We start from the raw sequence: 19,953 nt of genomic DNA, 5'->3' as shown, positions 1-19,953 counted from the left end.
ATCATGCCTACGAGTTCAATGCCCTGTGTAGGCCAGATAAGGCGTTTACGCCGCATCCGGCACGCAAACGTAATGGAATGCACAAATGGATTATTTAATTCCAGTTTGTCTGGCATTGCTGGGATTGCTCGCGATCTTCACCCCCAATTGGCTGATCCCTGTTTTTATCGTCGTGGGGGGATGGCTGGGGGTACTTGCCTGGGGTTGGCTCTGGCTAATGATTTTTTTACCTTTACTTAACGGTGTCGGGCTTGCTTATGCCCTGTGGTTGATGTTCAAAAGGCCATCCATAGCATCCCGCCTGGTTGCTGCATGCTGTGTTATCTCCGTCATTCTGATGTTAGCGCTTTATTATGCTTTCCTGACTATGCCGCCGTTCCCGCCTCAGCACTAAGCCTGATAGCCAGAGGCTATCAGGCAACACTTTTACTTCCTGCGCAACAATCTTAACGCATTCGCTGTTACCAGCACCGTCGCACCCGTATCTGCCAGCACCGCCAGCCATAGTCCGGTCATCCCTAACAGCGTTGTGACGAGGAAGATCCCTTTCAGCCCCAGCGCAATGGTGATGTTCTGGCGGATGTTGGCGTGAGTGGCGCGTGCCAGTTCAATCATCTGCGCCAGGCCGCGCAGGTGGTTATGGGTTAATGCTGCGTCGGCGGTTTCCAGCGCCACATCTGTGCCACTGCCCATTGCAATTCCTATGGCGGCAGCTTTCATGGCGGGCGCGTCGTTAATACCGTCACCGACCATCGCCAGAGGCGCATGTTGATTCAGCTCGGTCACCGCTTTGACTTTATCTTCTGGTAATAGGCCCGCTTTAAATTCCAGCCCCAGTTCACCGGCGATTGCCGCCGCTGCGCGTGGATTATCGCCAGTGAGGATCACCCCTTTGACACCCAGGGCGCTCAGTTCGCTGATGGCAGTTGCGGCGTCGGCGCGCAGGGTATCCTGCAATGCAATTACGCCAAGCACGTCATCGTTACGCACCACCAGTACTACCGTTTGCCCGGCGCTTTCCAGTTCGTTAATTAAACCAGCAAATGCAACAGCCGGATGTTTTCCGGCAGCGCATATCAACACGCGCTCGCCGTTAATCAGTGCTTCAATACCAGACCCGACCAGCGCCCGCTGTGATTCGGCGGTGGGAATGGCGAGTTCAGCAACCTGTGCTTCGCGTACGATGGCTTGCGCCAGTGGATGCGTCGCGCCTTGTTCTACCGCCGCTGCCAGCGACAGCAGTTCAGATTCGCTAATACCCGTTGCTGGATGAATCGCGGTAACGCGCGGTTTGCCGACGGTCAGCGTGCCGGTTTTATCAAATGCCACCTGGGTAACACGACCTAGCTGTTCCAGCGCCGCGCCACCTTTAATCAGCGCCCCGCGGCGTGCCGCTGCCGCCAGCCCGGAGGTTATCGCCGCAGGCGTGGAGATAACTAACGCACACGGGCAGCCAATCAGCAGCAGCGTCAGACCTTTATAAATCCACTCTTGCCAGCTGGCGGCAAACAGCAGCGGCGGCACCAGCGTTACCAGCAGGGCGACGGCCATAATCGCGGGCGTGTAGATACGGCTGAAACGGTCGATAAACCGCTCAATGGGCGCGCGGCGCTCTTCGGCTTCTTCGATCAGTTTCAGAATCCGGTCAATGGCGCTGGCACCCGGTTCTGACAGCACTTCCAACGTTACCAGACGGTCTACGCTGGTGGCGCCTGCAGGAACTTTATCACCCGTCGCGCGCTCCACCGGAATGGATTCGCCGGTCAGGGCGCTTTCATCAAAACTGGCAAAGGGCGAGAGCAGTTTACCGTCGGCAGGTAAACGTCCACCTGCGGCGACTTCAATCACATCGCCAGGGCGCAGGCTGTTAATCGCCACCTCTTCACGCTCACCGTTACGCAGGCGCGTGGCTGTTTCTGGTTTCAGCGCCATTAACGCGCTAACGCCCTGACGCGCGCGGCTGGCGGCCCAGCCTTCCAGTCGTTCACCAATCAAAAACAGCAGCAATACCATCGCGGCTTCTGCCGTTGCGCCAATAAACAGCGCGCCAATGGCGGCTACGCTCATTAACGTTTCAATGGCGAAGTAGCTGCCCGATTTGATCAGCCGTAATGCCTGGCGCGCAATCGGGTACAGCCCAAACAGTGTGGTCGCGATAAACGCCAGTTGACCGAACGGATGATTAAACTGCTCTAGCCCCCAGCTGATTGCCATCATCACGATAAGCGTAATCAGCGGCAGGTTCTCTTTCAGGCGTGATGCTTGCGGTTCTTCGGCGGCCTGTTCATCGCGCAGGGAGTAGCCTGCTTTTTGCACCGCTGATTCAACTTGTGCACGGATGTCATTGTCGGCATCAACCACCAGTTTTTCGGTGGCGAACAGCACCTGCACCTGATTCACGCCTGCAAGCTGGCGCACGGCATTTTCTACCTTGCGCGCACAGGCGGCGCAGTCCATGCCGCTGACTTTCCAGCTATAGCGGGTGCCGGAGACGTTTTCAGAGAGCGTTGGCGTGCTGGAACATGCGCCGTCGCAGCAACAGTCGTTGGCGTTCTGAACCGTGGGCAGCGGTTTGAACGCGGCAAATTGAGGGGCTTTCTTGCCGTGATTGTCAGGAGTCGACATGGCATCCTCCGGTTAAGTTTTTTCTCATTAACCGAAGGATACACTCTGGAGTCGACTCCAGAGTCAAGTTTTATCAGAGATACAGCGAGCGGACGATGAGGAAATGTCCGGCAAAGTAGCAGGCCGCAGCAATCGCGTTGTCCGCACGGAAGCGTCGGCGATAGTGACTACCCAGCCAGACAAAGTTACTTATAAACAGCAACGAAGCGCCGACAAACGCAGAGAGCGCCGGAGCGGTTGGACGGAAGAACCACAGTTCACCTGCCAGCCATACCATCACCAGCGTCATGCCGATAAACGTGCAGATAGGCCAACGATACTCTTCCAGACGCGTCCAGATAATCGCCAGTAACAGCGCGCCCAGAACCAGCAATACCAGTGGCAGAGGCCAGAAGAAAGAGAGCGTCATCTGACTGGCGAAATAGATGGTGTAAAGCAGGTGCGAGAGGAAAAACGCGCCGATGGCGTACATCAGACGTTGACGTGGCAACAGGGTTAGCGCATCGCCTAGCAGTGAGGCGCACAGCCCCGCCAGCACCAGATAGCTAATGGCGTCGAACATCGGCGCTTGCCAGGCCAGCAACAGCAGGAGAAGAAGGGTTAATGGTTTAAATACCCAGCGTTGCCAGGTTGGCCCACGATACGAAGCATCCACAGATAGCCATGCGGAAAGACAGACTGCGATAAACGACCAAAGCATCTTAGTTCCTTGAATTCGTTATTTTTTCGTAAGCGGAATGCCTACGGTCTTGCTTCCAGTTTAGTGGCGAGGGTGGACGGATGACAACACCATAACTGGCAGGGTATGCTTATTTCCGCATTTTCCGATGAGGGATAAAGATGAGCAAACCACCTCTTTTCTTTATTGTTATCATTGGCTTAATTATCGTCGCCGCATCGTTTCGTTTTATGCAACAGCGACGGGAAAAAGCTGATAATGATATGGCACCGCTCCAGCAAAAGTTGGTGGTGGTGAGCAATAAGCGGGAAAAACCGATTAACGATCGCCGTTCGCGCCAGCAGGAAGTAACTCCGGCAGGCACCAGTATGCGCTATGAGGCAAGCTTCAAACCGCAAAGCGGAGGAATGGAACAGACCTTTCGCCTCGATGCCCAGCAGTACCATGCCCTGACAGTGGGCGATAAAGGTACGCTGAGCTATAAAGGAACGCGCTTTGTCAGCTTTGTTGGCGAACAATAAGGTTATTTTTTAACGTTAAATTTCTTCTGCCAGACCAGCAGTTCAAATACGCCGAAAAGGAAAATGCGCACCTTTTCGGCGGTGGTCATCTGCGGGCCATCTTTCGGTAAAGTGGATTTCAACAGCGCCAGCTGCATACCATGCATCAGCACGGTGAAAATCAGCGCCACGTTAACGAAAATATTCAGCGGACGCGGGAAGGGATGCACCAGGTTGAGGATTAAAAATCCCCAAACACAGAGCATTAACACACGACCAATATTAATCAGCATCACTTTCTCCTTGTGCTTCGCGTTGATACAGGCGGTAAGCCACCTGACCTGCCACTTTTTCCCGATGTAATGACCAGTTCGCCGGAACGGTGGGGAGCCCGTTTTCGACTTCGCTTTCGACATAAATCAGGGCTTCGTCAGCCAGCCAGCCGTTATCTTCCAGTAAATTTATCGTCTCTTCTAACAAGCCACGGCGGAACGGTGGATCGACAAAAACGATATTATGCGGTGTGCCTTTTTGCGCCAGGAATGACATCGCGTTGCTGTTCACCACGCGTGCATTACCTGCTTTTAGTGTCGCCAGATTCTTAATTAACTGTTGAGAAACCGCGCGATCCATCTCAATCAACGTGGCCCCCGCAGCGTAGCGCGATAACGCTTCCAGCCCCAGCGCGCCGCTCCCGGCGAAGCAATCCAGACATTGGGCATCAACAATGACCGGAGCCAGCCAGTTAAACAACGTTTCGCGTACGCGGTCGGTGGTGGGGCGTAGGCCTGGGCTATCAGGAACCGGGAGTTTACGGCCTCGCCACTGCCCGCCAATAATGCGGATTTGGCCGCTGCCGGAATGATTCGGTTTTTTCATGATAAATTGCTCAATCCGCCAGATAACACATACTTGCAGGCGGTGATGTGAATTAAGTTAAGTGATAGACTATTTCATCATTTTTTTAGCTGCTATGTACATAGCGTTAACGCTGTGCCATGAAGCAACAGCGAGGAGTGTAGTCGCAAATGGCGAAAGAAAAAAAACGTGGCTTTTTTTCCTGGCTGGGCTTTGGTCAAAAAGAGCAGACCCCGGAAAAAGAGACAGAAGTCCAGAACGAACAACCGGTTGTAGAAGAAATCGTTCCGGCGCAAGAGCCTGCGAAGGCTTCTGAACAAGCCGTTGAAGAGCAGCCGCAGGCGCATACTGAAGCCGAGGCGGAAACTTTTGCTGCCGACGTTGTGGAAGTTACTGAACAGGTTGCTGAAAGTGAAAAAGCGCAGCCTGAAGCTGTTGCTGAACCGGAAGTTATTACTGAGCCGGAAACGATAGTTGAAGAAACGCCAGCGTCAGTCATTGAACCTGAAGTTACGCCAGAGCCTGTGGCTATCGAGCGTGAAGAGCTGCCGTTGCCGGAAGACGTCAAAGCCGAAGAGGTTTCGCCAGAAGAGTGGCAGGCCGAAGCGGAAACCGTAGAGATTGTCGAAGCGGCGGAAGAAGAAGCGGCTAAAGACGAAATCACCGACGAAGAGCTGGAAGCACAGGCGCTGGCTGCCGAAGCGGCAGAAGAGGCGGTGATGGTGGTTCCTCCGGCAGAAGAAGAGCAGCCGGTGGAAGAAATCGCTCAGGAGCAGGAAAAACCGACCAAAGAAGGTTTCTTCGCGCGCCTGAAACGCAGCCTGTTAAAAACCAAAGAAAACCTCGGTTCCGGATTTATCAGCCTGTTCCGCGGTAAAAAAATCGACGATGATCTGTTTGAAGAATTGGAAGAGCAATTGCTCATCGCCGATGTGGGCGTGGAAACCACGCGTAAAATTATCACCAATCTGACAGAAGGTGCGACCCGCAAGCAGCTTCGTGATGCCGAGGCGCTCTATGGCCTACTGAAAGAAGAGATGGGTGAGATTCTGGCGAAAGTCGATGAACCGCTGAACGTTGAAGGTAAAACGCCGTTCGTGATCCTGATGGTGGGCGTCAACGGTGTGGGTAAAACCACGACGATCGGTAAGCTGGCGCGTCAGTTTGAGCAGCAGGGTAAATCAGTGATGCTGGCGGCGGGCGATACTTTCCGTGCAGCAGCGGTTGAACAGCTTCAGGTCTGGGGGCAGCGTAATAATATTCCGGTGATTGCCCAGCATACCGGTGCGGATTCTGCTTCTGTTATCTTCGACGCCATTCAGGCCGCTAAAGCGCGTAACATCGACGTTCTGATTGCCGATACCGCCGGACGCCTGCAGAACAAATCGCACTTGATGGAAGAGTTGAAGAAAATCGTCCGCGTGATGAAGAAACTCGACGTTGAAGCTCCGCATGAAGTTATGCTGACTATCGACGCCAGTACCGGGCAGAATGCAGTAAGCCAGGCCAAACTGTTCCACGAAGCCGTTGGCTTAACCGGCATCACGCTAACGAAACTGGACGGCACGGCGAAAGGCGGGGTAATTTTCTCGGTGGCTGACCAGTTTGGTATCCCTATCCGCTACATTGGTGTCGGCGAACGTATTGAGGATTTGCGTCCGTTTAAGGCGGACGACTTTATAGAGGCACTTTTTGCCCGAGAGGATTAACAATGATTCGCTTTGAACATGTCAGCAAGGCTTATCTCGGTGGGAGACAGGCGCTGCAGGGCGTTACGTTCCATATGCAGCCGGGTGAGATGGCGTTTCTGACCGGTCATTCCGGCGCAGGGAAAAGTACCCTCCTGAAGCTGATCTGTGGGATTGAGCGGCCCAGCGCCGGGAAAATCTGGTTTAGCGGCCATGACATCACGCGTCTGAAAAACCGTGAAGTTCCGTTTCTGCGCCGCCAGATTGGCATGATTTTCCAGGATCACCATCTACTGATGGACCGTACTGTCTACGATAACGTGGCGATCCCGCTGATTATCGCCGGTGCCAGCGGTGACGATATTCGTCGTCGTGTATCGGCGGCGCTGGATAAAGTCGGGCTACTGGACAAAGCGAAGAACTTCCCTATTCAGCTTTCCGGCGGTGAACAACAGCGTGTTGGCATTGCCCGCGCGGTGGTGAACAAGCCCGCGGTACTGCTGGCGGATGAACCGACCGGTAACCTTGACGACGCGTTGTCAGAAGGAATTCTACGTCTGTTTGAAGAATTTAACCGCGTTGGGGTAACCGTATTGATGGCAACGCACGACATCAACCTGATTTCGCGGCGTTCCTATCGCATGCTCACCCTGAGCGATGGTCACTTGCATGGAGGCGTGGGCCATGAATAAGCGCGATGCAATCAATCATATCCGGCAGTTTGGCGGGCGTCTGGATCGCTTCCGTAAATCGGTCGGCGGCTCTGGCGACGGCGGTCGTAACGCGCCAAAACGGGCGAAATCCTCGCCAAAACCGGTAAATCGCAAAACCAACGTTTTCAACGAACAGGTGCGCTATGCCTTCCACGGCGCATTGCAGGATCTGAAAAGTAAACCGTTCGCCACGTTTTTAACGGTGATGGTTATCGCCATCTCCCTGACGCTGCCCAGCGTCTGTTATATGGTGTACAAAAACGTTAACCAGGCGGCGACGCAGTATTATCCGTCACCGCAAATCACTGTTTATTTGCAAAAAACGCTGGATGATGACGCCGCTGCGGGTGTGGTGGCACAGTTGCAGGCCGAGCAAGGCGTAGAGAAAGTAAACTATCTTTCTCGTGAAGACGCACTGGGCGAGTTCCGTAACTGGTCTGGTTTTGGTGGTGCGCTGGATATGCTGGAAGAAAACCCGCTTCCGGCAGTGGCGGTGGTAATCCCGAAACTCGATTTTCAGGGGACCGAGTCACTGAATACCTTGCGCGATCGTATCACCCAGATCAACGGCATTGACGAAGTGCGAATGGATGACAGCTGGTTTGCCCGTCTGGCGGCGTTGACCGGGCTGGTCGGGCGCGTTTCGGCAATGATCGGCGTATTGATGGTGGCGGCAGTGTTCCTCGTCATCGGTAACAGTGTGCGTCTGAGCATCTTTGCTCGCCGTGACTCCATTAACGTACAGAAACTGATTGGTGCGACAGATGGTTTCATCCTGCGCCCATTCCTGTACGGTGGCGCATTGCTGGGATTTTCTGGCGCATTGCTGTCATTAATTTTGTCGGAAATTCTGGTACTGCGTTTGTCTTCGGCGGTTGCGGAAGTGGCACAGGTTTTCGGAACGAAGTTTGATATCAATGGCTTATCTTTTGATGAATGCCTGCTATTGCTGCTGGTATGCTCGATGATTGGCTGGGTGGCAGCCTGGCTTGCCACGGTACAACATTTACGCCACTTTACGCCTGAATAATAAAAGCGTGTTATACTCTTTCCCTGCAATGGGTTCCGTAGCAGGGAAAGAGACCCCGTTGTCTCTTCCCGGTATTTCATCTCTATGTCACATTTTGTGCGTAATTTATTCACAGCGCTGCATTGAACTTGTGGATAAAATCACGGTCTGATAAAACAGTGAATGATAACCTCGTTGCTCTTAAGCTCTGGCACAGTTGTTGCTACCACTGAAGCGCCAGAAGATATCGATTGAGAGGATTTGAATGACTGACAAAATGCAAAGTTTAGCTTTAGCCCCAGTTGGCAACCTGGATTCCTACATCCGGGCAGCTAACGCGTGGCCGATGTTGTCGGCTGACGAGGAGCGGGCGCTGGCTGAAAAGCTGCATTACCATGGCGATCTGGAAGCAGCAAAAACGCTGATCCTGTCTCACCTGCGGTTTGTTGTTCATATTGCTCGTAATTATGCGGGCTATGGCCTGCCACAGGCGGATTTGATTCAGGAAGGTAACATCGGCCTGATGAAAGCAGTGCGCCGTTTTAACCCGGAAGTGGGTGTGCGCCTGGTCTCCTTCGCCGTTCACTGGATCAAAGCAGAGATCCACGAATACGTTCTGCGCAACTGGCGTATCGTCAAAGTTGCGACCACCAAAGCGCAGCGCAAATTGTTCTTCAACCTGCGTAAAACCAAGCAGCGTCTGGGCTGGTTTAATCAGGATGAAGTCGAAATGGTGGCCCGTGAACTGGGCGTAACCAGCAAAGACGTACGTGAGATGGAATCGCGTATGGCGGCACAGGACATGACCTTTGACCTGTCTTCCGATGACGATTCCGACAGCCAGCCGATGGCTCCGGTGCTCTATCTGCAGGATAAATCGTCCAACTTTGCCGACGGCATTGAAGATGATAACTGGGAAGAGCAGGCGGCAAACCGTCTGACCGACGCGATGCAGGGCCTGGATGAGCGTAGCCAGGACATTATCCGCGCACGCTGGTTGGACGAAGACAACAAGTCCACGTTGCAGGAACTGGCTGACCGTTACGGTGTTTCCGCTGAGCGTGTGCGCCAGCTGGAAAAGAACGCGATGAAAAAACTTCGCGCTGCTATTGAAGCGTAATTACCGCTGTTAAGCAGAGAACCCTGGATGAGAGTCCGGGGTTTTTATTTTTTGGGCCTCTGCAATAATCAATGACCCCCTCCGGCAAAACGCCAATCTCCACGCAGATTGTTAATAAACTGTCAAAATAGCTATTCCAATATCATAAAAATCGGGTATGTTTTAGCAGAGTATGCTGCTAAAGCACGAGTAGTCATGCATAAAACGAAATAAAGTGCTGAACAACAACATCACAACACACGTAATAACCAGATGAATGGGGATTCTCAGGATGAATATAAAGGGTAAAGCGTTACTGGCAGGATGTATCGCGCTGGCATTCAGCAATATGGCTCTGGCAGAAGATATTAAAGTCGCGGTCGTGGGCGCAATGTCCGGTCCGGTGGCCCAGTACGGTGACCAGGAGTTTACTGGCGCAGAGCAGGCGGTTGCGGATATCAATGCTAAAGGTGGTATCAAAGGCAATAAACTGCAAATCGTAAAATATGACGATGCCTGTGACCCGAAACAGGCGGTTGCGGTGGCGAACAAAGTCGTTAACGACGGCATTAAATATGTCATTGGTCACCTCTGCTCTTCATCAACGCAGCCAGCGTCTGACATTTATGAAGACGAAGGCATTTTAATGATCACCCCAGCAGCAACCGCACCAGAGCTGACCGCCCGTGGCTATCAGCTGATCCTGCGCACCACCGGCCTGGATTCCGACCAGGGGCCGACGGCGGCGAAATATATTCTTGAGAAAGTGAAACCGCAGCGTATTGCTATCGTTCACGACAAACAGCAATACGGCGAAGGTCTGGCGCGAGCGGTGCAGGACGGCCTGAAGAAAGGCAATGCTAACGTGGTGTTCTTTGATGGCATCACCGCCGGGGAAAAAGATTTCTCAACGCTGGTGGCGCGTTTGAAGAAAGAGAATATCGACTTCGTTTACTACGGTGGTTACCACCCGGAAATGGGGCAGATCCTGCGTCAGGCACGCGCGGCAGGGTTGAAAACCCAGTTTATGGGGCCGGAAGGCGTGGCTAACGTCTCGCTGTCTAACATTGCGGGCGAATCAGCGGAAGGGTTGCTGGTAACCAAGCCGAAGAACTACGATCAGGTTCCGGCGAACAAACCAATTGTTGACGCGATCAAAGCGAAAAAACAGGACCCAAGCGGCGCGTTCGTCTGGACCACCTACGCCGCGCTGCAATCTTTGCAGGCGGGCCTGAATCAGTCTGACGATCCGGCTGAAATCGCCAAATACCTGAAAGCGAACTCCGTGGATACCGTGATGGGGCCGCTGACCTGGGATGAGAAAGGCGATCTGAAAGGCTTTGAGTTCGGCGTATTTGACTGGCACGCCAACGGCACGGCGACCGATGCGAAGTAATCATTAATCGGCAACTTTGGGTTGCCGCCAAATTGCTAATATCGAGTACGCATGCTTCATGCCGGATGCGGCGTAAACGCCTTATCCGGCCTACAAGATCCAAAGAAATCAGTAAATTGCAGCACACATTGTAGGCCTGATAAGCGTAGCGCATCAGGCAATTTCTCGTTGGTCATCACTTTTGAAATCAAACTTGACGATTAACGCTTCTCCCAGCCGCCCTGTTGTGCCGTAAACCCCAGCGCCTGCATAAACGCCGTCATCACGCCGCGATCTTCCACGCCTGCATCCGCCATCCACCAGCCTGAAACGCCAGGATTGTTACGCAAAACCTCTTCCAGCAGATATTGCCCCACACCGCGACGGCGGGTGACTTCCCGCACGCGCAGGGAATCCAGTGCCCCCTCGGTGCCGTTTAAGGTTACCCGCACGGCCGCGAGCAGGCGCTCGTTAAAACGCGCGGCGTAGATGCGGTGGTTATCGTCAACCTGTAAAGAGGAAGGGGAGTACTCCGGCCAGATCTTTTGCAGATCAATCCGGTCCTGGTCGCTAAAGTGTTCTAATCGAATGATGGTCAGCTTCATGGGGAACCCGTGTAAATCACAAAAGTGGAACCAGTGTAGCGAAATAATTTAATCGGAGGCTTTCTCTTTTTTATTTCTTTTGGCAGGTGATTAATTTTTTAACAGCAATAATTACAAATTAAAAACATTAGAGAATGAAAAATGTCCAGCATAATCCCCTGAATGGTAGTGAATTATTCCGCCCTTTGTACCGTTATTTTATGCTGACAACGGCGCTTTTTTCTGTTTATCTATCAATAAATTCAGAATATTATCTGTTCTTAATCGACTGAAAAATAGGGATTTTAATCGCTATTATCACAAAATACTGCGCTAACCCCTTAATCAGACAGGCAAAAACAGTGCAGTATAAAAAAAGTACAGTCTGATTTGTTAACACATAAAAACAAAGCAACACAACATCACGAATGGGGATTTTTGACTATGAAACGGAATGCGAAAACTATCATCGCAGGGATGATTGCACTGACAATTTCACACACCGCTATGGCCGACGATATTAAAGTTGCCGTTGTCGGCGCGATGTCCGGTCCGATTGCCCAGTGGGGCGATATGGAATTTAACGGCGCGCGTCAGGCGATTAAAGACATTAATGCCAAAGGGGGAATTAAAGGCGATAAGCTGGTGGGCGTGGAATATGACGACGCCTGCGACCCGAAACAAGCCGTTGCGGTCGCCAACAAAATCGTTAACGACGGCATTAAATACGTTATTGGTCATCTGTGTTCTTCTTCTACCCAACCTGCATCAGATATCTACGAAGATGAAGGTATTTTGATGATCTCGCCGGGGGCGACCAACCCGGAGCTGACTCAACGCGGTTATCAACACATCATGCGTACTGCCGGGCTGGACTCTTCCCAGGGGCCAACAGCGGCAAAATACATTCTTGAGACGGTGAAGCCCCAGCGCATCGCCATCATTCACGACAAACAACAGTATGGCGAAGGGCTGGCGCGTTCGGTGCAGGACGGATTGAAAGCAGCCAATGCCAACGTCGTCTTCTTCGACGGTATTACCGCTGGTGAGAAAGATTTCTCCGCGCTGATCGCCCGCCTGAAAAAAGAAAACATCGACTTCGTTTACTACGGAGGTTACTACCCGGAAATGGGGCAGATGCTGCGCCAGGCCCGTTCCGTTGGCCTGAAAACTCAGTTTATGGGGCCGGAAGGGGTGGGTAATGCGTCGCTGTCGAACATTGCTGGTGATGCCGCCGAAGGTATGTTGGTCACTATGCCAAAACGCTATGACCAGGACCCGGCAAACAAAGGCATCGTTGATGCGCTGAAAGCAGACAAGAAAGATCCGTCCGGGCCATATGTCTGGATCACCTACGCGGCGGTGCAATCTCTGGCGACTGCCCTTGAGCGTACCGGCAGCGATGAGCCGCTGGCGCTGGTGAAAGATTTAAAAGCTAACGGTGCAAACACCGTGATTGGGCCGCTGAACTGGGATGAAAAAGGCGATCTTAAGGGATTTGATTTTGGTGTCTTCCAGTGGCACGCCGACGGTTCATCGACGGCAGCCAAGTGATCATCCCACCGCCCGTGAAATGCGGGCGGTTTTAGAAAGGTTACCTTATGTCTGAGCAGTTTTTGTATTTCTTGCAGCAGATGTTTAACGGCGTCACGCTGGGCAGTACCTACGCGCTGATAGCCATCGGCTACACCATGGTTTACGGCATTATCGGCATGATCAACTTCGCCCACGGCGAGGTTTATATGATCGGCAGCTACGTCTCTTTTATGATCATCGCCGCACTGATGATGCTGGGCATTGATACCGGCTGGCTGCTGGTGGCGGCGGGATTCGTCGGCGCAATCGTCATTGCCAGCGCCTATGGCTGGAGTATCGAACGTGTGGCTTACCGCCCGGTGCGTAACTCTAAGCGCCTGATTGCGCTCATCTCGGCAATCGGCATGTCCATCTTCCTGCAAAACTACGTCAGCCTGACCGAAGGTTCGCGCGACGTGGCGCTACCCAGCCTGTTTAACGGTCAGTGGGTTGTGGGCCATAGTGAAAACTTCTCTGCCTCTATTACCACCATGCAGGCGGTGATCTGGATTGTTACCTTCCTTGCCATGCTGGCGCTGACAATTTTCATCCGCTATTCCCGCATGGGGCGCGCCTGTCGTGCCTGCGCGGAAGACCTGAAAATGGCGAGCCTGCTTGGCATCAACACTGACCGGGTGATTGCGCTGACCTTTGTGATTGGCGCGGCGATGGCGGCGGTGGCAGGTGTGCTGCTCGGTCAGTTCTATGGCGTAATTAACCCCTACATCGGCTTTATGGCCGGGATGAAAGCCTTTACTGCTGCGGTGCTCGGTGGGATTGGCAGTATTCCGGGAGCGATGATTGGCGGCCTGATCCTGGGGATTGCGGAAGCGCTCTCTTCTGCCTATCTGAGTACGGAATATAAGGATGTGGTTTCATTTGCCCTGCTGATTCTGGTACTGCTGGTGATGCCGACCGGTATTCTGGGTCGCCCGGAGGTAGAGAAAGTATGAAACCGATGCATATTGCAATGGCGCTGCTCTCTGCAGCCATGTTCTTTGTTCTCGCGGGCGTCTTTATGGGTGTGCAACTGGAGCTGGACGGCACCAAACTGGTGGTCGATACGGCTTCAGACATCCGATGGCAGTGGGTGTTTATTGGCACTGCGGTGGTCTTTTTCTTCCAGCTTGTGCGACCTGCGTTTCAGAAAGGATTGAAAAGCGTTTCCGGGCCGAAGTTTATTCTGCCCGCGATTGATGGCTCCACGGTGAAGCAAAAGCTGTTCCTCGTCGCACTGTTGGTGCTTGCGGTGGCGTGGCCGTTTATGGTGTCGCGCGGGACGGTGGATATCGCCACCCTGACTATGATCTACATTATCCTCGGCCTCGGGCTGAACGTGGTGGTGGGGCTGTCTGGCTTACTGGTACTGGGTTACGGTGGTTTTTACGCCATCGGCGCTTACACCTTTGCCTTGCTCAATCACTATTACGGTCTGGGCTTCTGGACCTGTTTGCCGATTGCCGGGTTGATGGCGGCGGCAGCGGGCTTCCTGCTCGGCTTCCCGGTGTTGCGTTTACGTGGCGACTATCTGGCGATCGTTACCCTCGGTTTCGGCGAGATTGTGCGCATATTGCTGCTCAATAACACGGAAATCACCGGCGGTCCGAACGGAATTAGTCAGATCCCGAAACCGACACTCTTCGGACTCGAGTTCAGCCGCACCGCCCGCGAAGGCGGCTGGGATACGTTCAGCAATTTCTTTGGCCTGAAATACGACCCGTCCGATCGCGTCATCTTCCTCTACCTGGTGGCGTTACTGCTGGTGGTACTAAGCCTGTTTGTCATTAATCGCTTACTGCGGATGCCGCTGGGCCGCGCCTGGGAAGCGTTGCGTGAAGATGAAATCGCCTGTCGTTCGCTGGGCTTAAGTCCGCGTCGTATCAAGCTGACCGCTTTTACCATCAGTGCCGCGTTTGCGGGTTTTGCCGGAACGCTGTTCGCGGCACGTCAGGGATTTGTCAGCCCGGAATCCTTCACCTTTGCCGAATCGGCGTTTGTGCTGGCGATAGTGGTGCTCGGTGGTATGGGCTCGCAATTTGCGGTGATTCTGGCGGCAATTTTGCTGGTGGTGTCGCGAGAGTTGATGCGTGATTTCAACGAATACAGCATGTTAATGCTCGGTGGTTTGATGGTGCTGATGATGATCTGGCGTCCGCAGGGCTTGCTGCCCATGACGCGCCCGCAACTCAAGCTGAAAAACGGCGCAGCGAAAGGAGAGCAGGCATGAGTCAGCCATTATTATCTGTTAACGGCCTGATGATGCGCTTCGGCGGCCTGCTGGCGGTGAATAACGTCAATCTTGAACTGTACCCGCAGGAGATCGTCTCGTTAATCGGCCCTAACGGTGCCGGAAAAACCACGGTTTTTAACTGCCTGACCGGTTTCTACAAACCCACCGGTGGCACCATTTTACTGCGCGATCAGCATCTGGAAGGTTTACCGGGGCAGCAAATCGCCCGCATGGGCGTGGTGCGCACTTTCCAGCATGTGCGTCTGTTCCGTGAAATGACGGTGATTGAAAACCTGCTGGTGGCGCAGCATCAGCAACTGAAAACCGGGCTGTTCTCTGGCCTGTTGAAAACGCCATCCTTCCGTCGCGCCCAAAGTGAAGCGCTCGACCGCGCCGCTACCTGGCTTGAGCGCATTGGTTTGTTGGAACATGCCAACCGTCAGGCGAGTAACCTGGCCTATGGTGACCAGCGCCGTCTGGAGATTGCCCGCTGTATGGTGACGCAGCCGGAGATTTTAATGCTCGACGAACCGGCAGCAGGTCTTAACCCGAAAGAGACGAAAGAGCTGGATGAGCTGATTGCCGAACTGCGTAACCATCACAACACCACTATCTTGTTGATTGAACACGATATGAAACTGGTGATGGGGATTTCAGACAGAATTTACGTGGTCAATCAGGGGACGCCACTGGCAAACGGTACGCCTGAGCAAATCCGTAATAACCCGGACGTGATCCGTGCCTATTTAGGTGAGGCATAAGATGGAAAAAGTCATGTTGTCCTTTGACAAAGTCAGCGCCCACTACGGCAAAATCCAGGCGCTGCATGAGGTGAGCCTGCATATCAATCAGGGCGAAATTGTCACGCTGATTGGCGCGAATGGTGCGGGAAAAACCACCTTGCTCGGCACGTTATGCGGCGACCCGCGTGCCACCAGCGGGCGAATTGTGTTTGATGATAAAGACATTACCGACTGGCAGACGGCGAAAATCATGCGCGAAGCGGTGGCGATTGTCCCGGAAGGACGTCGCGTCTTCTCACGCATGACGGTGGAAGAGAATCTGGCGATGGGCGGCTTTTTTGCTGAACGCGACCAGTTCCAGGAGCGCATAAAGTGGGTCTATGAACTGTTTCCACGTCTGCATGAGCGCCGTGTTCAGCGGGCAGGCACCATGTCCGGCGGTGAGCAGCAGATGCTGGCGATTGGTCGCGCGCTGATGAGCAACCCGCGTTTGCTACTGCTTGATGAGCCATCGCTCGGGCTGGCACCGATTATCATCCAGCAAATTTTCGACACCATCGAACAACTGCGCGAGCAGGGGATGACCATCTTCCTCGTCGAGCAGAACGCCAACCAGGCGCTGAAGCTCGCTGATCGCGGCTACGTGCTGGAAAACGGTCATGTGGTGCTCTCCGATACCGGCGATGCGCTGCTGGCAAACGAAGCGGTGAGAAGTGCGTATTTAGGTGGGTAATAACACGTTGATTGATAAGGAGTCAAAAGACTCCTTTGAGACAGGTTACAAATGTAAAATTGCCTGATGCGCTGCGCTTATCAGGCCTACTGGGTGAGTTGCAATATATTGAATTTGCACGATCTTGTAGGCCGGATAAGGCGTTTACGCCGCATCCGGCATGAAACGATGAGCAATCTGTAGAGTTTGATTCAGACCTTCTATTTTTCCCGCTTATCCGTGCCCCATCTCCCATTTTCCCTCACCCGCGCCGTCACCGCCTTGTCATCTTTCTGACACCTTACTATCTTAAAAATGTAACAAAAAAGTTATTTTTCTGTAATTCGAGCATGTCATGTTACCCCGCGAGCATAAAACGCGTGAATTCGCGCATTCGGTACAACAAGAGAGATAAACGATGAAACCGTTACATTATACAGCTTCAGCACTGGCGCTCGGACTGGCGTTAATGGGGAATGCACAGGCAGTGACGACCATTCCGTTCTGGCATTCTATGGAAGGGGAACTGGGTAAAGAGGTGGATTCTCTGGCCCAACGTTTTAACGCCGAAAACCCGGATTACAAAATTGTACCGACCTATAAAGGCAACTACGAACAGAATTTAAGTGCGGGGATTGCCGCATTTCGTACCGGCAACGCGCCTGCTATTTTGCAGGTTTATGAAGTTGGCACCGCCACCATGATGGCGTCGAAAGCCATTAAACCGGTGTATGACGTGTTTAAAGAGGCGGGGATTCAATTCGATGAGTCGCAGTTTGTGCCGACGGTTTCAGGTTACTACTCCGACAGCAAAACCGGCCACTTACTCTCCCAGCCGTTCAACAGCTCGACTCCCGTTCTCTATTACAACAAAGACGCCTTCAAGAAAGCGGGGTTAGACCCGGAACAGCCGCCGAAAACCTGGCAGGATCTGGCGGACTATGCCGCAAAACTGAAAGCCTCCGGCATGAAGTGCGGCTACGCCAGCGGCTGGCAGGGCTGGATCCAACTGGAAAACTTTAGCGCCTGGAACGGTCTGCCGTTTGCCAGCAAAAACAACGGCTTTGACGGCACGGACGCGGTGCTTGAGTTCAACAAGCCGGAGCAGGTGAAACACATCGCCATGCTCGAAGAGATGAACAAGAAGGGCGATTTCAGTTACGTAGGGCGTAAGGATGAATCTACCGAGAAGTTCTATAACGGTGATTGCGCGATGACGACCGCCTCTTCGGGTTCTCTTGCCAACATTCGCGAGTACGCCAAATTTAACTACGGCGTAGGCATGATGCCTTACGACGCCGATGCGAAAGATGCACCACAAAACGCCATTATCGGCGGAGCCAGCCTGTGGGTGATGCAGGGCAAAGATAAAGAAACGTATACCGGCGTGGCGAAGTTCCTCGACTTCCTCACGAAGCCAGAAAACGCTGCCGAGTGGCATCAGAAAACCGGTTATCTGCCAATTACCAAAGCGGCGTATGACCTGACCCGTGAGCAGGGCTTTTATGAGAAAAACCCAGGTGCGGATACCGCGACGCGTCAGATGCTGAACAAGCCGCCGTTACCGTTCACCAAAGGGCTGCGTCTGGGCAACATGCCGCAGATCCGCGTGATTGTGGATGAAGAGCTGGAGAGCGTGTGGACCGGTAAGAAGACACCACAGCAGGCGCTGGATACCGCCGTTGAGCGTGGGAACCAGTTACTGCGCCGCTTTGAGCAGTCTACGAAGTCTTAATCAGTGTAATGTCGGATGCGTTTCGCTTATCTGACCTGGCATCGCGTGTAGGCCGGATAAGCGAAGCGCATCCGGCACAGTTCAGGAATTAACCGTAATGTCATCATCCCGTCCGGTGTTCCGCTCGCGCTGGCTGCCTTATTTGCTGGTCGCGCCGCAGCTTATCATCACCGTTATCTTTTTTATCTGGCCTGCGGGCGAAGCGTTGTGGTACTCGCTACAAAGCGTCGATCCGTTTGGCTTTTCCAGCCAGTTTGTCGGCCTGGATAACTTCGTCACGCTGTTTCATGACAGCTACTATCTCGACTCCTTCTGGACGACGATAAAATTCAGCACCTTTGTCACCGTCAGCGGTTTGCTGGTGTCGCTGTTCTTCGCGGCGCTGGTGGAGTACATCGTGCGCGGCAGCCGTTTCTATCAAACCTTAATGCTGCTGCCGTATGCCGTGGCTCCCGCCGTTGCCGCCGTATTGTGGATCTTCCTGTTTAACCCTGGTCGCGGGCTGATCACTCATTTTCTCGCTGAGTTCGGCTACGACTGGAACCATGCGCAAAACAGCGGTCAGGCAATGTTCCTGGTGGTGTTTGCCTCAGTATGGAAGCAAATCAGCTACAACTTTCTGTTCTTCTATGCCGCGCTGCAATCCATTCCCCGTTCGTTGATTGAAGCCGCAGCCATCGACGGTGCAGGCCCGATTCGCCGCTTCTTTAAGATTGCGCTGCCGCTGATTGCGCCGGTGAGTTTCTTCCTGCTGGTGGTGAACCTGGTGTACGCCTTCTTCGATACCTTCCCGGTGATCGACGCCGCCACGTCCGGCGGACCAGTACAGGCTACCACGACGCTGATTTATAAGATCTACCGCGAAGGCTTTACCGGGCTGGATTTGGCTTCATCTGCCGCGCAGTCGGTGGTGTTGATGTTCCTCGTCATCGTGCTGACGGTGGTGCAGTTCCGCTATGTTGAAAGCAAGGTGCGTTACCAATGATTGAGAACCGTCCGTGGCTGACAATATTCAGCCATACCATGCTGATCCTCGGGATCGCGGTGATCCTCTTCCCGCTGTACGTGGCGTTTGTCGCGGCGACGCTGGATAAACAGGCCGTCTACGCCGCGCCGATGACGCTCATCCCCGGCACGCATCTGCTGGAAAATATCCACAACATCTGGGTGAACGGGGTAGGCACAAATAGCGCGCCGTTCTGGCGGATGTTGCTTAACAGCTTCGTGATGGCGTTCAGCATTACGCTCGGCAAAATTACCGTCTCGATGCTCTCGGCATTTGCCATTGTCTGGTTTCGTTTTCCGCTGCGTAACCTCTTCTTCTGGATGATTTTTATCACCCTTATGCTGCCGGTTGAAGTGCGTATCTTCCCGACAGTAGAAGTCATCGCCAACCTGAACATGCTCGACAGCTACGCTGGTTTAACGCTGCCGCTGATGGCCTCTGCGACCGCTACTTTCTTGTTCCGCCAGTTCTTTATGACGCTGCCGGATGAGCTGGTGGAAGCGGCGCGTATCGACGGTGCGTCACCAATGCGTTTCTTTTGCGACATCGTTTTTCCGCTGTCGAAAACCAATCTGGCGGCGCTGTTTGTGATCACTTTTATTTACGGCTGGAACCAGTATTTGTGGCCGTTGTTGATTATTACCGATGTTGATCTCGGCACCACCGTGGCAGGAATCAAAGGGATGATCGCTACAGGCGAAGGCACCACGGAATGGAATTCGGTGATGGCGGCGATGTTGTTAACGCTTATCCCTCCGGTGGTGATTGTTTTAGTGATGCAGCGTGCCTTCGTGCGCGGCCTGGTCGATAGTGAGAAATAAG

Annotated in this window: 20 protein-coding genes; 15 read left to right on the top strand and 5 right to left on the bottom strand. The window is 53.3% G+C overall.

What is annotated here, in order from left to right; all coding sequences use genetic code 11:
- Positions 1 to 85: 85 nt before the first annotated feature.
- Complete coding sequence (locus ATB02_RS10540) at positions 86 to 394, top strand: hypothetical protein (RefSeq protein ID WP_000385055.1); 309 nt, start codon at positions 86 to 88, stop codon at positions 392 to 394.
- Between the two features lie 32 nt (positions 395 to 426).
- Here the strand turns inward: ATB02_RS10540 and zntA are convergent, their stop codons facing one another.
- Both zntA and ATB02_RS10530 read right to left on the bottom strand, forming a co-directional pair.
- Entirely contained in the window at positions 427 to 2,625 is a 2,199-nt protein-coding gene (gene zntA / locus ATB02_RS10535; protein WP_105271533.1) for a Zn(II)/Cd(II)/Pb(II) translocating P-type ATPase ZntA, read from the bottom strand.
- Between the two features lie 73 nt (positions 2,626 to 2,698).
- The gene (locus ATB02_RS10530) at positions 2,699 to 3,325 is read right to left on the bottom strand and encodes a lysoplasmalogenase (RefSeq protein ID WP_000964718.1); all 627 of its coding nucleotides are present in this window, start codon (positions 3,323 to 3,325) and stop codon (positions 2,699 to 2,701) included.
- A 140-nt stretch (positions 3,326 to 3,465) separates the two neighbouring features.
- On the opposite strand from ATB02_RS10530, the gene ATB02_RS10525 reads away from it, so the two are divergent.
- Positions 3,466 to 3,825, top strand: coding sequence for a DUF2500 domain-containing protein (locus ATB02_RS10525; RefSeq protein ID WP_000042886.1), 360 nt, complete (start codon positions 3,466 to 3,468; stop codon positions 3,823 to 3,825).
- Between the two features lie 2 nt (positions 3,826 to 3,827).
- Here the strand turns inward: ATB02_RS10525 and ATB02_RS10520 are convergent, their stop codons facing one another.
- Positions 3,828 to 4,097, bottom strand: coding sequence for a DUF1145 family protein (locus tag ATB02_RS10520; protein ID WP_032185343.1), 270 nt, complete (start codon positions 4,095 to 4,097; stop codon positions 3,828 to 3,830).
- The gene (gene rsmD / locus ATB02_RS10515) at positions 4,087 to 4,683 is read right to left on the bottom strand and encodes a 16S rRNA (guanine(966)-N(2))-methyltransferase (protein WP_000743193.1); all 597 of its coding nucleotides are present in this window, start codon (positions 4,681 to 4,683) and stop codon (positions 4,087 to 4,089) included. The genes ATB02_RS10520 and rsmD overlap by 11 nt, the downstream gene beginning before the upstream one ends.
- 149 nt (positions 4,684 to 4,832) lie before the next feature.
- Between rsmD and ftsY the strand changes: the two genes are divergently transcribed.
- The 5 genes from ftsY (at position 4,833) to livJ (ending at position 10,567) form a co-directional block, all read left to right on the top strand.
- Positions 4,833 to 6,371, top strand: a complete 1,539-nt coding sequence (ftsY, locus tag ATB02_RS10510) for a signal recognition particle-docking protein FtsY (protein WP_001040621.1) — start codon at positions 4,833 to 4,835, stop codon at positions 6,369 to 6,371.
- A 2-nt stretch (positions 6,372 to 6,373) separates the two neighbouring features.
- Positions 6,374 to 7,042 carry a cell division ATP-binding protein FtsE gene (gene ftsE / locus ATB02_RS10505; protein WP_000617723.1) on the top strand — a complete coding sequence of 223 codons (669 nt, stop codon included), beginning with the start codon at positions 6,374 to 6,376 and terminating at the stop codon, positions 7,040 to 7,042.
- Positions 7,035 to 8,093, top strand: a complete 1,059-nt coding sequence (gene ftsX / locus ATB02_RS10500; RefSeq protein ID WP_001042003.1) for a permease-like cell division protein FtsX — start codon at positions 7,035 to 7,037, stop codon at positions 8,091 to 8,093. Before ftsE ends, ftsX begins: the two co-directional genes overlap by 8 nt.
- A gap of 244 nt (positions 8,094 to 8,337) precedes the next feature.
- The gene (gene rpoH / locus ATB02_RS10495) at positions 8,338 to 9,192 is read left to right on the top strand and encodes an RNA polymerase sigma factor RpoH (protein ID WP_000130217.1); all 855 of its coding nucleotides are present in this window, start codon (positions 8,338 to 8,340) and stop codon (positions 9,190 to 9,192) included.
- Positions 9,193 to 9,463: 271 nt separating this feature from the next.
- Complete coding sequence (gene livJ, locus ATB02_RS10490) at positions 9,464 to 10,567, top strand: branched chain amino acid ABC transporter substrate-binding protein LivJ (RefSeq protein ID WP_001021996.1); 1,104 nt, start codon at positions 9,464 to 9,466, stop codon at positions 10,565 to 10,567.
- Positions 10,568 to 10,767: 200 nt separating this feature from the next.
- On the opposite strand, the gene panM is transcribed toward livJ, so the two are convergent.
- Entirely contained in the window at positions 10,768 to 11,151 is a 384-nt protein-coding gene (panM, locus tag ATB02_RS10485; protein ID WP_000778764.1) for an aspartate 1-decarboxylase autocleavage activator PanM, read from the bottom strand.
- Positions 11,152 to 11,574: 423 nt separating this feature from the next.
- Between panM and livK the strand changes: the two genes are divergently transcribed.
- The 8 genes from livK (at position 11,575) to ugpE (ending at position 19,952) form a co-directional block, all read left to right on the top strand.
- The gene (gene livK / locus ATB02_RS10480) at positions 11,575 to 12,684 is read left to right on the top strand and encodes a high-affinity branched-chain amino acid ABC transporter substrate-binding protein LivK (protein ID WP_001353622.1); all 1,110 of its coding nucleotides are present in this window, start codon (positions 11,575 to 11,577) and stop codon (positions 12,682 to 12,684) included.
- Positions 12,685 to 12,731: 47 nt separating this feature from the next.
- On the top strand, positions 12,732 to 13,658 hold the full coding sequence (livH, locus tag ATB02_RS10475) for a high-affinity branched-chain amino acid ABC transporter permease LivH (protein ID WP_001295097.1): 927 nt from the start codon (positions 12,732 to 12,734) through the stop codon (positions 13,656 to 13,658).
- Entirely contained in the window at positions 13,655 to 14,932 is a 1,278-nt protein-coding gene (livM, locus tag ATB02_RS10470; protein ID WP_000803807.1) for a branched chain amino acid ABC transporter permease LivM, read from the top strand. The genes livH and livM overlap by 4 nt, the downstream gene beginning before the upstream one ends.
- Positions 14,929 to 15,696 (top strand): high-affinity branched-chain amino acid ABC transporter ATP-binding protein LivG, encoded by a 768-nt coding sequence (gene livG / locus ATB02_RS10465; protein WP_000082101.1) that lies wholly within the window; start codon positions 14,929 to 14,931, stop codon positions 15,694 to 15,696. Before livM ends, livG begins: the two co-directional genes overlap by 4 nt.
- 1 nt (position 15,697) lies before the next feature.
- On the top strand, positions 15,698 to 16,411 hold the full coding sequence (gene livF, locus ATB02_RS10460; RefSeq protein WP_000416895.1) for a high-affinity branched-chain amino acid ABC transporter ATP-binding protein LivF: 714 nt from the start codon (positions 15,698 to 15,700) through the stop codon (positions 16,409 to 16,411).
- Positions 16,412 to 16,808: 397 nt separating this feature from the next.
- Positions 16,809 to 18,125 (top strand): sn-glycerol-3-phosphate ABC transporter substrate-binding protein UgpB, encoded by a 1,317-nt coding sequence (gene ugpB / locus ATB02_RS10455; RefSeq protein ID WP_105271532.1) that lies wholly within the window; start codon positions 16,809 to 16,811, stop codon positions 18,123 to 18,125.
- Between the two features lie 97 nt (positions 18,126 to 18,222).
- On the top strand, positions 18,223 to 19,110 hold the full coding sequence (gene ugpA / locus ATB02_RS10450; RefSeq protein WP_000099289.1) for a sn-glycerol-3-phosphate ABC transporter permease UgpA: 888 nt from the start codon (positions 18,223 to 18,225) through the stop codon (positions 19,108 to 19,110).
- Entirely contained in the window at positions 19,107 to 19,952 is an 846-nt protein-coding gene (gene ugpE, locus ATB02_RS10445) for a sn-glycerol-3-phosphate ABC transporter permease UgpE (RefSeq protein ID WP_000572172.1), read from the top strand. The genes ugpA and ugpE overlap by 4 nt, the downstream gene beginning before the upstream one ends.
- The last annotated feature ends 1 nt before the right edge of the window (position 19,953 follow it).

It is taken from the genome of Escherichia sp. MOD1-EC5189 (assembly GCF_002966045.1).
In the GTDB taxonomy this organism is placed as follows: domain Bacteria; phylum Pseudomonadota; class Gammaproteobacteria; order Enterobacterales; family Enterobacteriaceae; genus Escherichia; species Escherichia coli_F.
This window is presented reverse-complemented; position numbering and strand designations above follow the sequence as displayed.

What these genes read in the sequence shown, in the direction of transcription:
- ATB02_RS10540 (WP_000385055.1), top strand. Translation starts at nt 86, where the DNA reads ATGGATTATTTAATTCCAGTTTGTCTGGCATTGCTGGGATTGCTCGCG.
- zntA (WP_105271533.1), bottom strand. Translation starts at nt 2,625, where the DNA reads ATGTCGACTCCTGACAATCACGGCAAGAAAGCCCCTCAATTTGCCGCG.
- ATB02_RS10530 (WP_000964718.1), bottom strand. Translation starts at nt 3,325, where the DNA reads ATGCTTTGGTCGTTTATCGCAGTCTGTCTTTCCGCATGGCTATCTGTG.
- ATB02_RS10525 (WP_000042886.1), top strand. Translation starts at nt 3,466, where the DNA reads ATGAGCAAACCACCTCTTTTCTTTATTGTTATCATTGGCTTAATTATC.
- ATB02_RS10520 (WP_032185343.1), bottom strand. Translation starts at nt 4,097, where the DNA reads ATGCTGATTAATATTGGTCGTGTGTTAATGCTCTGTGTTTGGGGATTT.
- rsmD (WP_000743193.1), bottom strand. Translation starts at nt 4,683, where the DNA reads ATGAAAAAACCGAATCATTCCGGCAGCGGCCAAATCCGCATTATTGGC.
- ftsY (WP_001040621.1), top strand. Translation starts at nt 4,833, where the DNA reads ATGGCGAAAGAAAAAAAACGTGGCTTTTTTTCCTGGCTGGGCTTTGGT.
- ftsE (WP_000617723.1), top strand. Translation starts at nt 6,374, where the DNA reads ATGATTCGCTTTGAACATGTCAGCAAGGCTTATCTCGGTGGGAGACAG.
- ftsX (WP_001042003.1), top strand. Translation starts at nt 7,035, where the DNA reads ATGAATAAGCGCGATGCAATCAATCATATCCGGCAGTTTGGCGGGCGT.
- rpoH (WP_000130217.1), top strand. Translation starts at nt 8,338, where the DNA reads ATGACTGACAAAATGCAAAGTTTAGCTTTAGCCCCAGTTGGCAACCTG.
- livJ (WP_001021996.1), top strand. Translation starts at nt 9,464, where the DNA reads ATGAATATAAAGGGTAAAGCGTTACTGGCAGGATGTATCGCGCTGGCA.
- panM (WP_000778764.1), bottom strand. Translation starts at nt 11,151, where the DNA reads ATGAAGCTGACCATCATTCGATTAGAACACTTTAGCGACCAGGACCGG.
- livK (WP_001353622.1), top strand. Translation starts at nt 11,575, where the DNA reads ATGAAACGGAATGCGAAAACTATCATCGCAGGGATGATTGCACTGACA.
- livH (WP_001295097.1), top strand. Translation starts at nt 12,732, where the DNA reads ATGTCTGAGCAGTTTTTGTATTTCTTGCAGCAGATGTTTAACGGCGTC.
- livM (WP_000803807.1), top strand. Translation starts at nt 13,655, where the DNA reads ATGAAACCGATGCATATTGCAATGGCGCTGCTCTCTGCAGCCATGTTC.
- livG (WP_000082101.1), top strand. Translation starts at nt 14,929, where the DNA reads ATGAGTCAGCCATTATTATCTGTTAACGGCCTGATGATGCGCTTCGGC.
- livF (WP_000416895.1), top strand. Translation starts at nt 15,698, where the DNA reads ATGGAAAAAGTCATGTTGTCCTTTGACAAAGTCAGCGCCCACTACGGC.
- ugpB (WP_105271532.1), top strand. Translation starts at nt 16,809, where the DNA reads ATGAAACCGTTACATTATACAGCTTCAGCACTGGCGCTCGGACTGGCG.
- ugpA (WP_000099289.1), top strand. Translation starts at nt 18,223, where the DNA reads ATGTCATCATCCCGTCCGGTGTTCCGCTCGCGCTGGCTGCCTTATTTG.
- ugpE (WP_000572172.1), top strand. Translation starts at nt 19,107, where the DNA reads ATGATTGAGAACCGTCCGTGGCTGACAATATTCAGCCATACCATGCTG.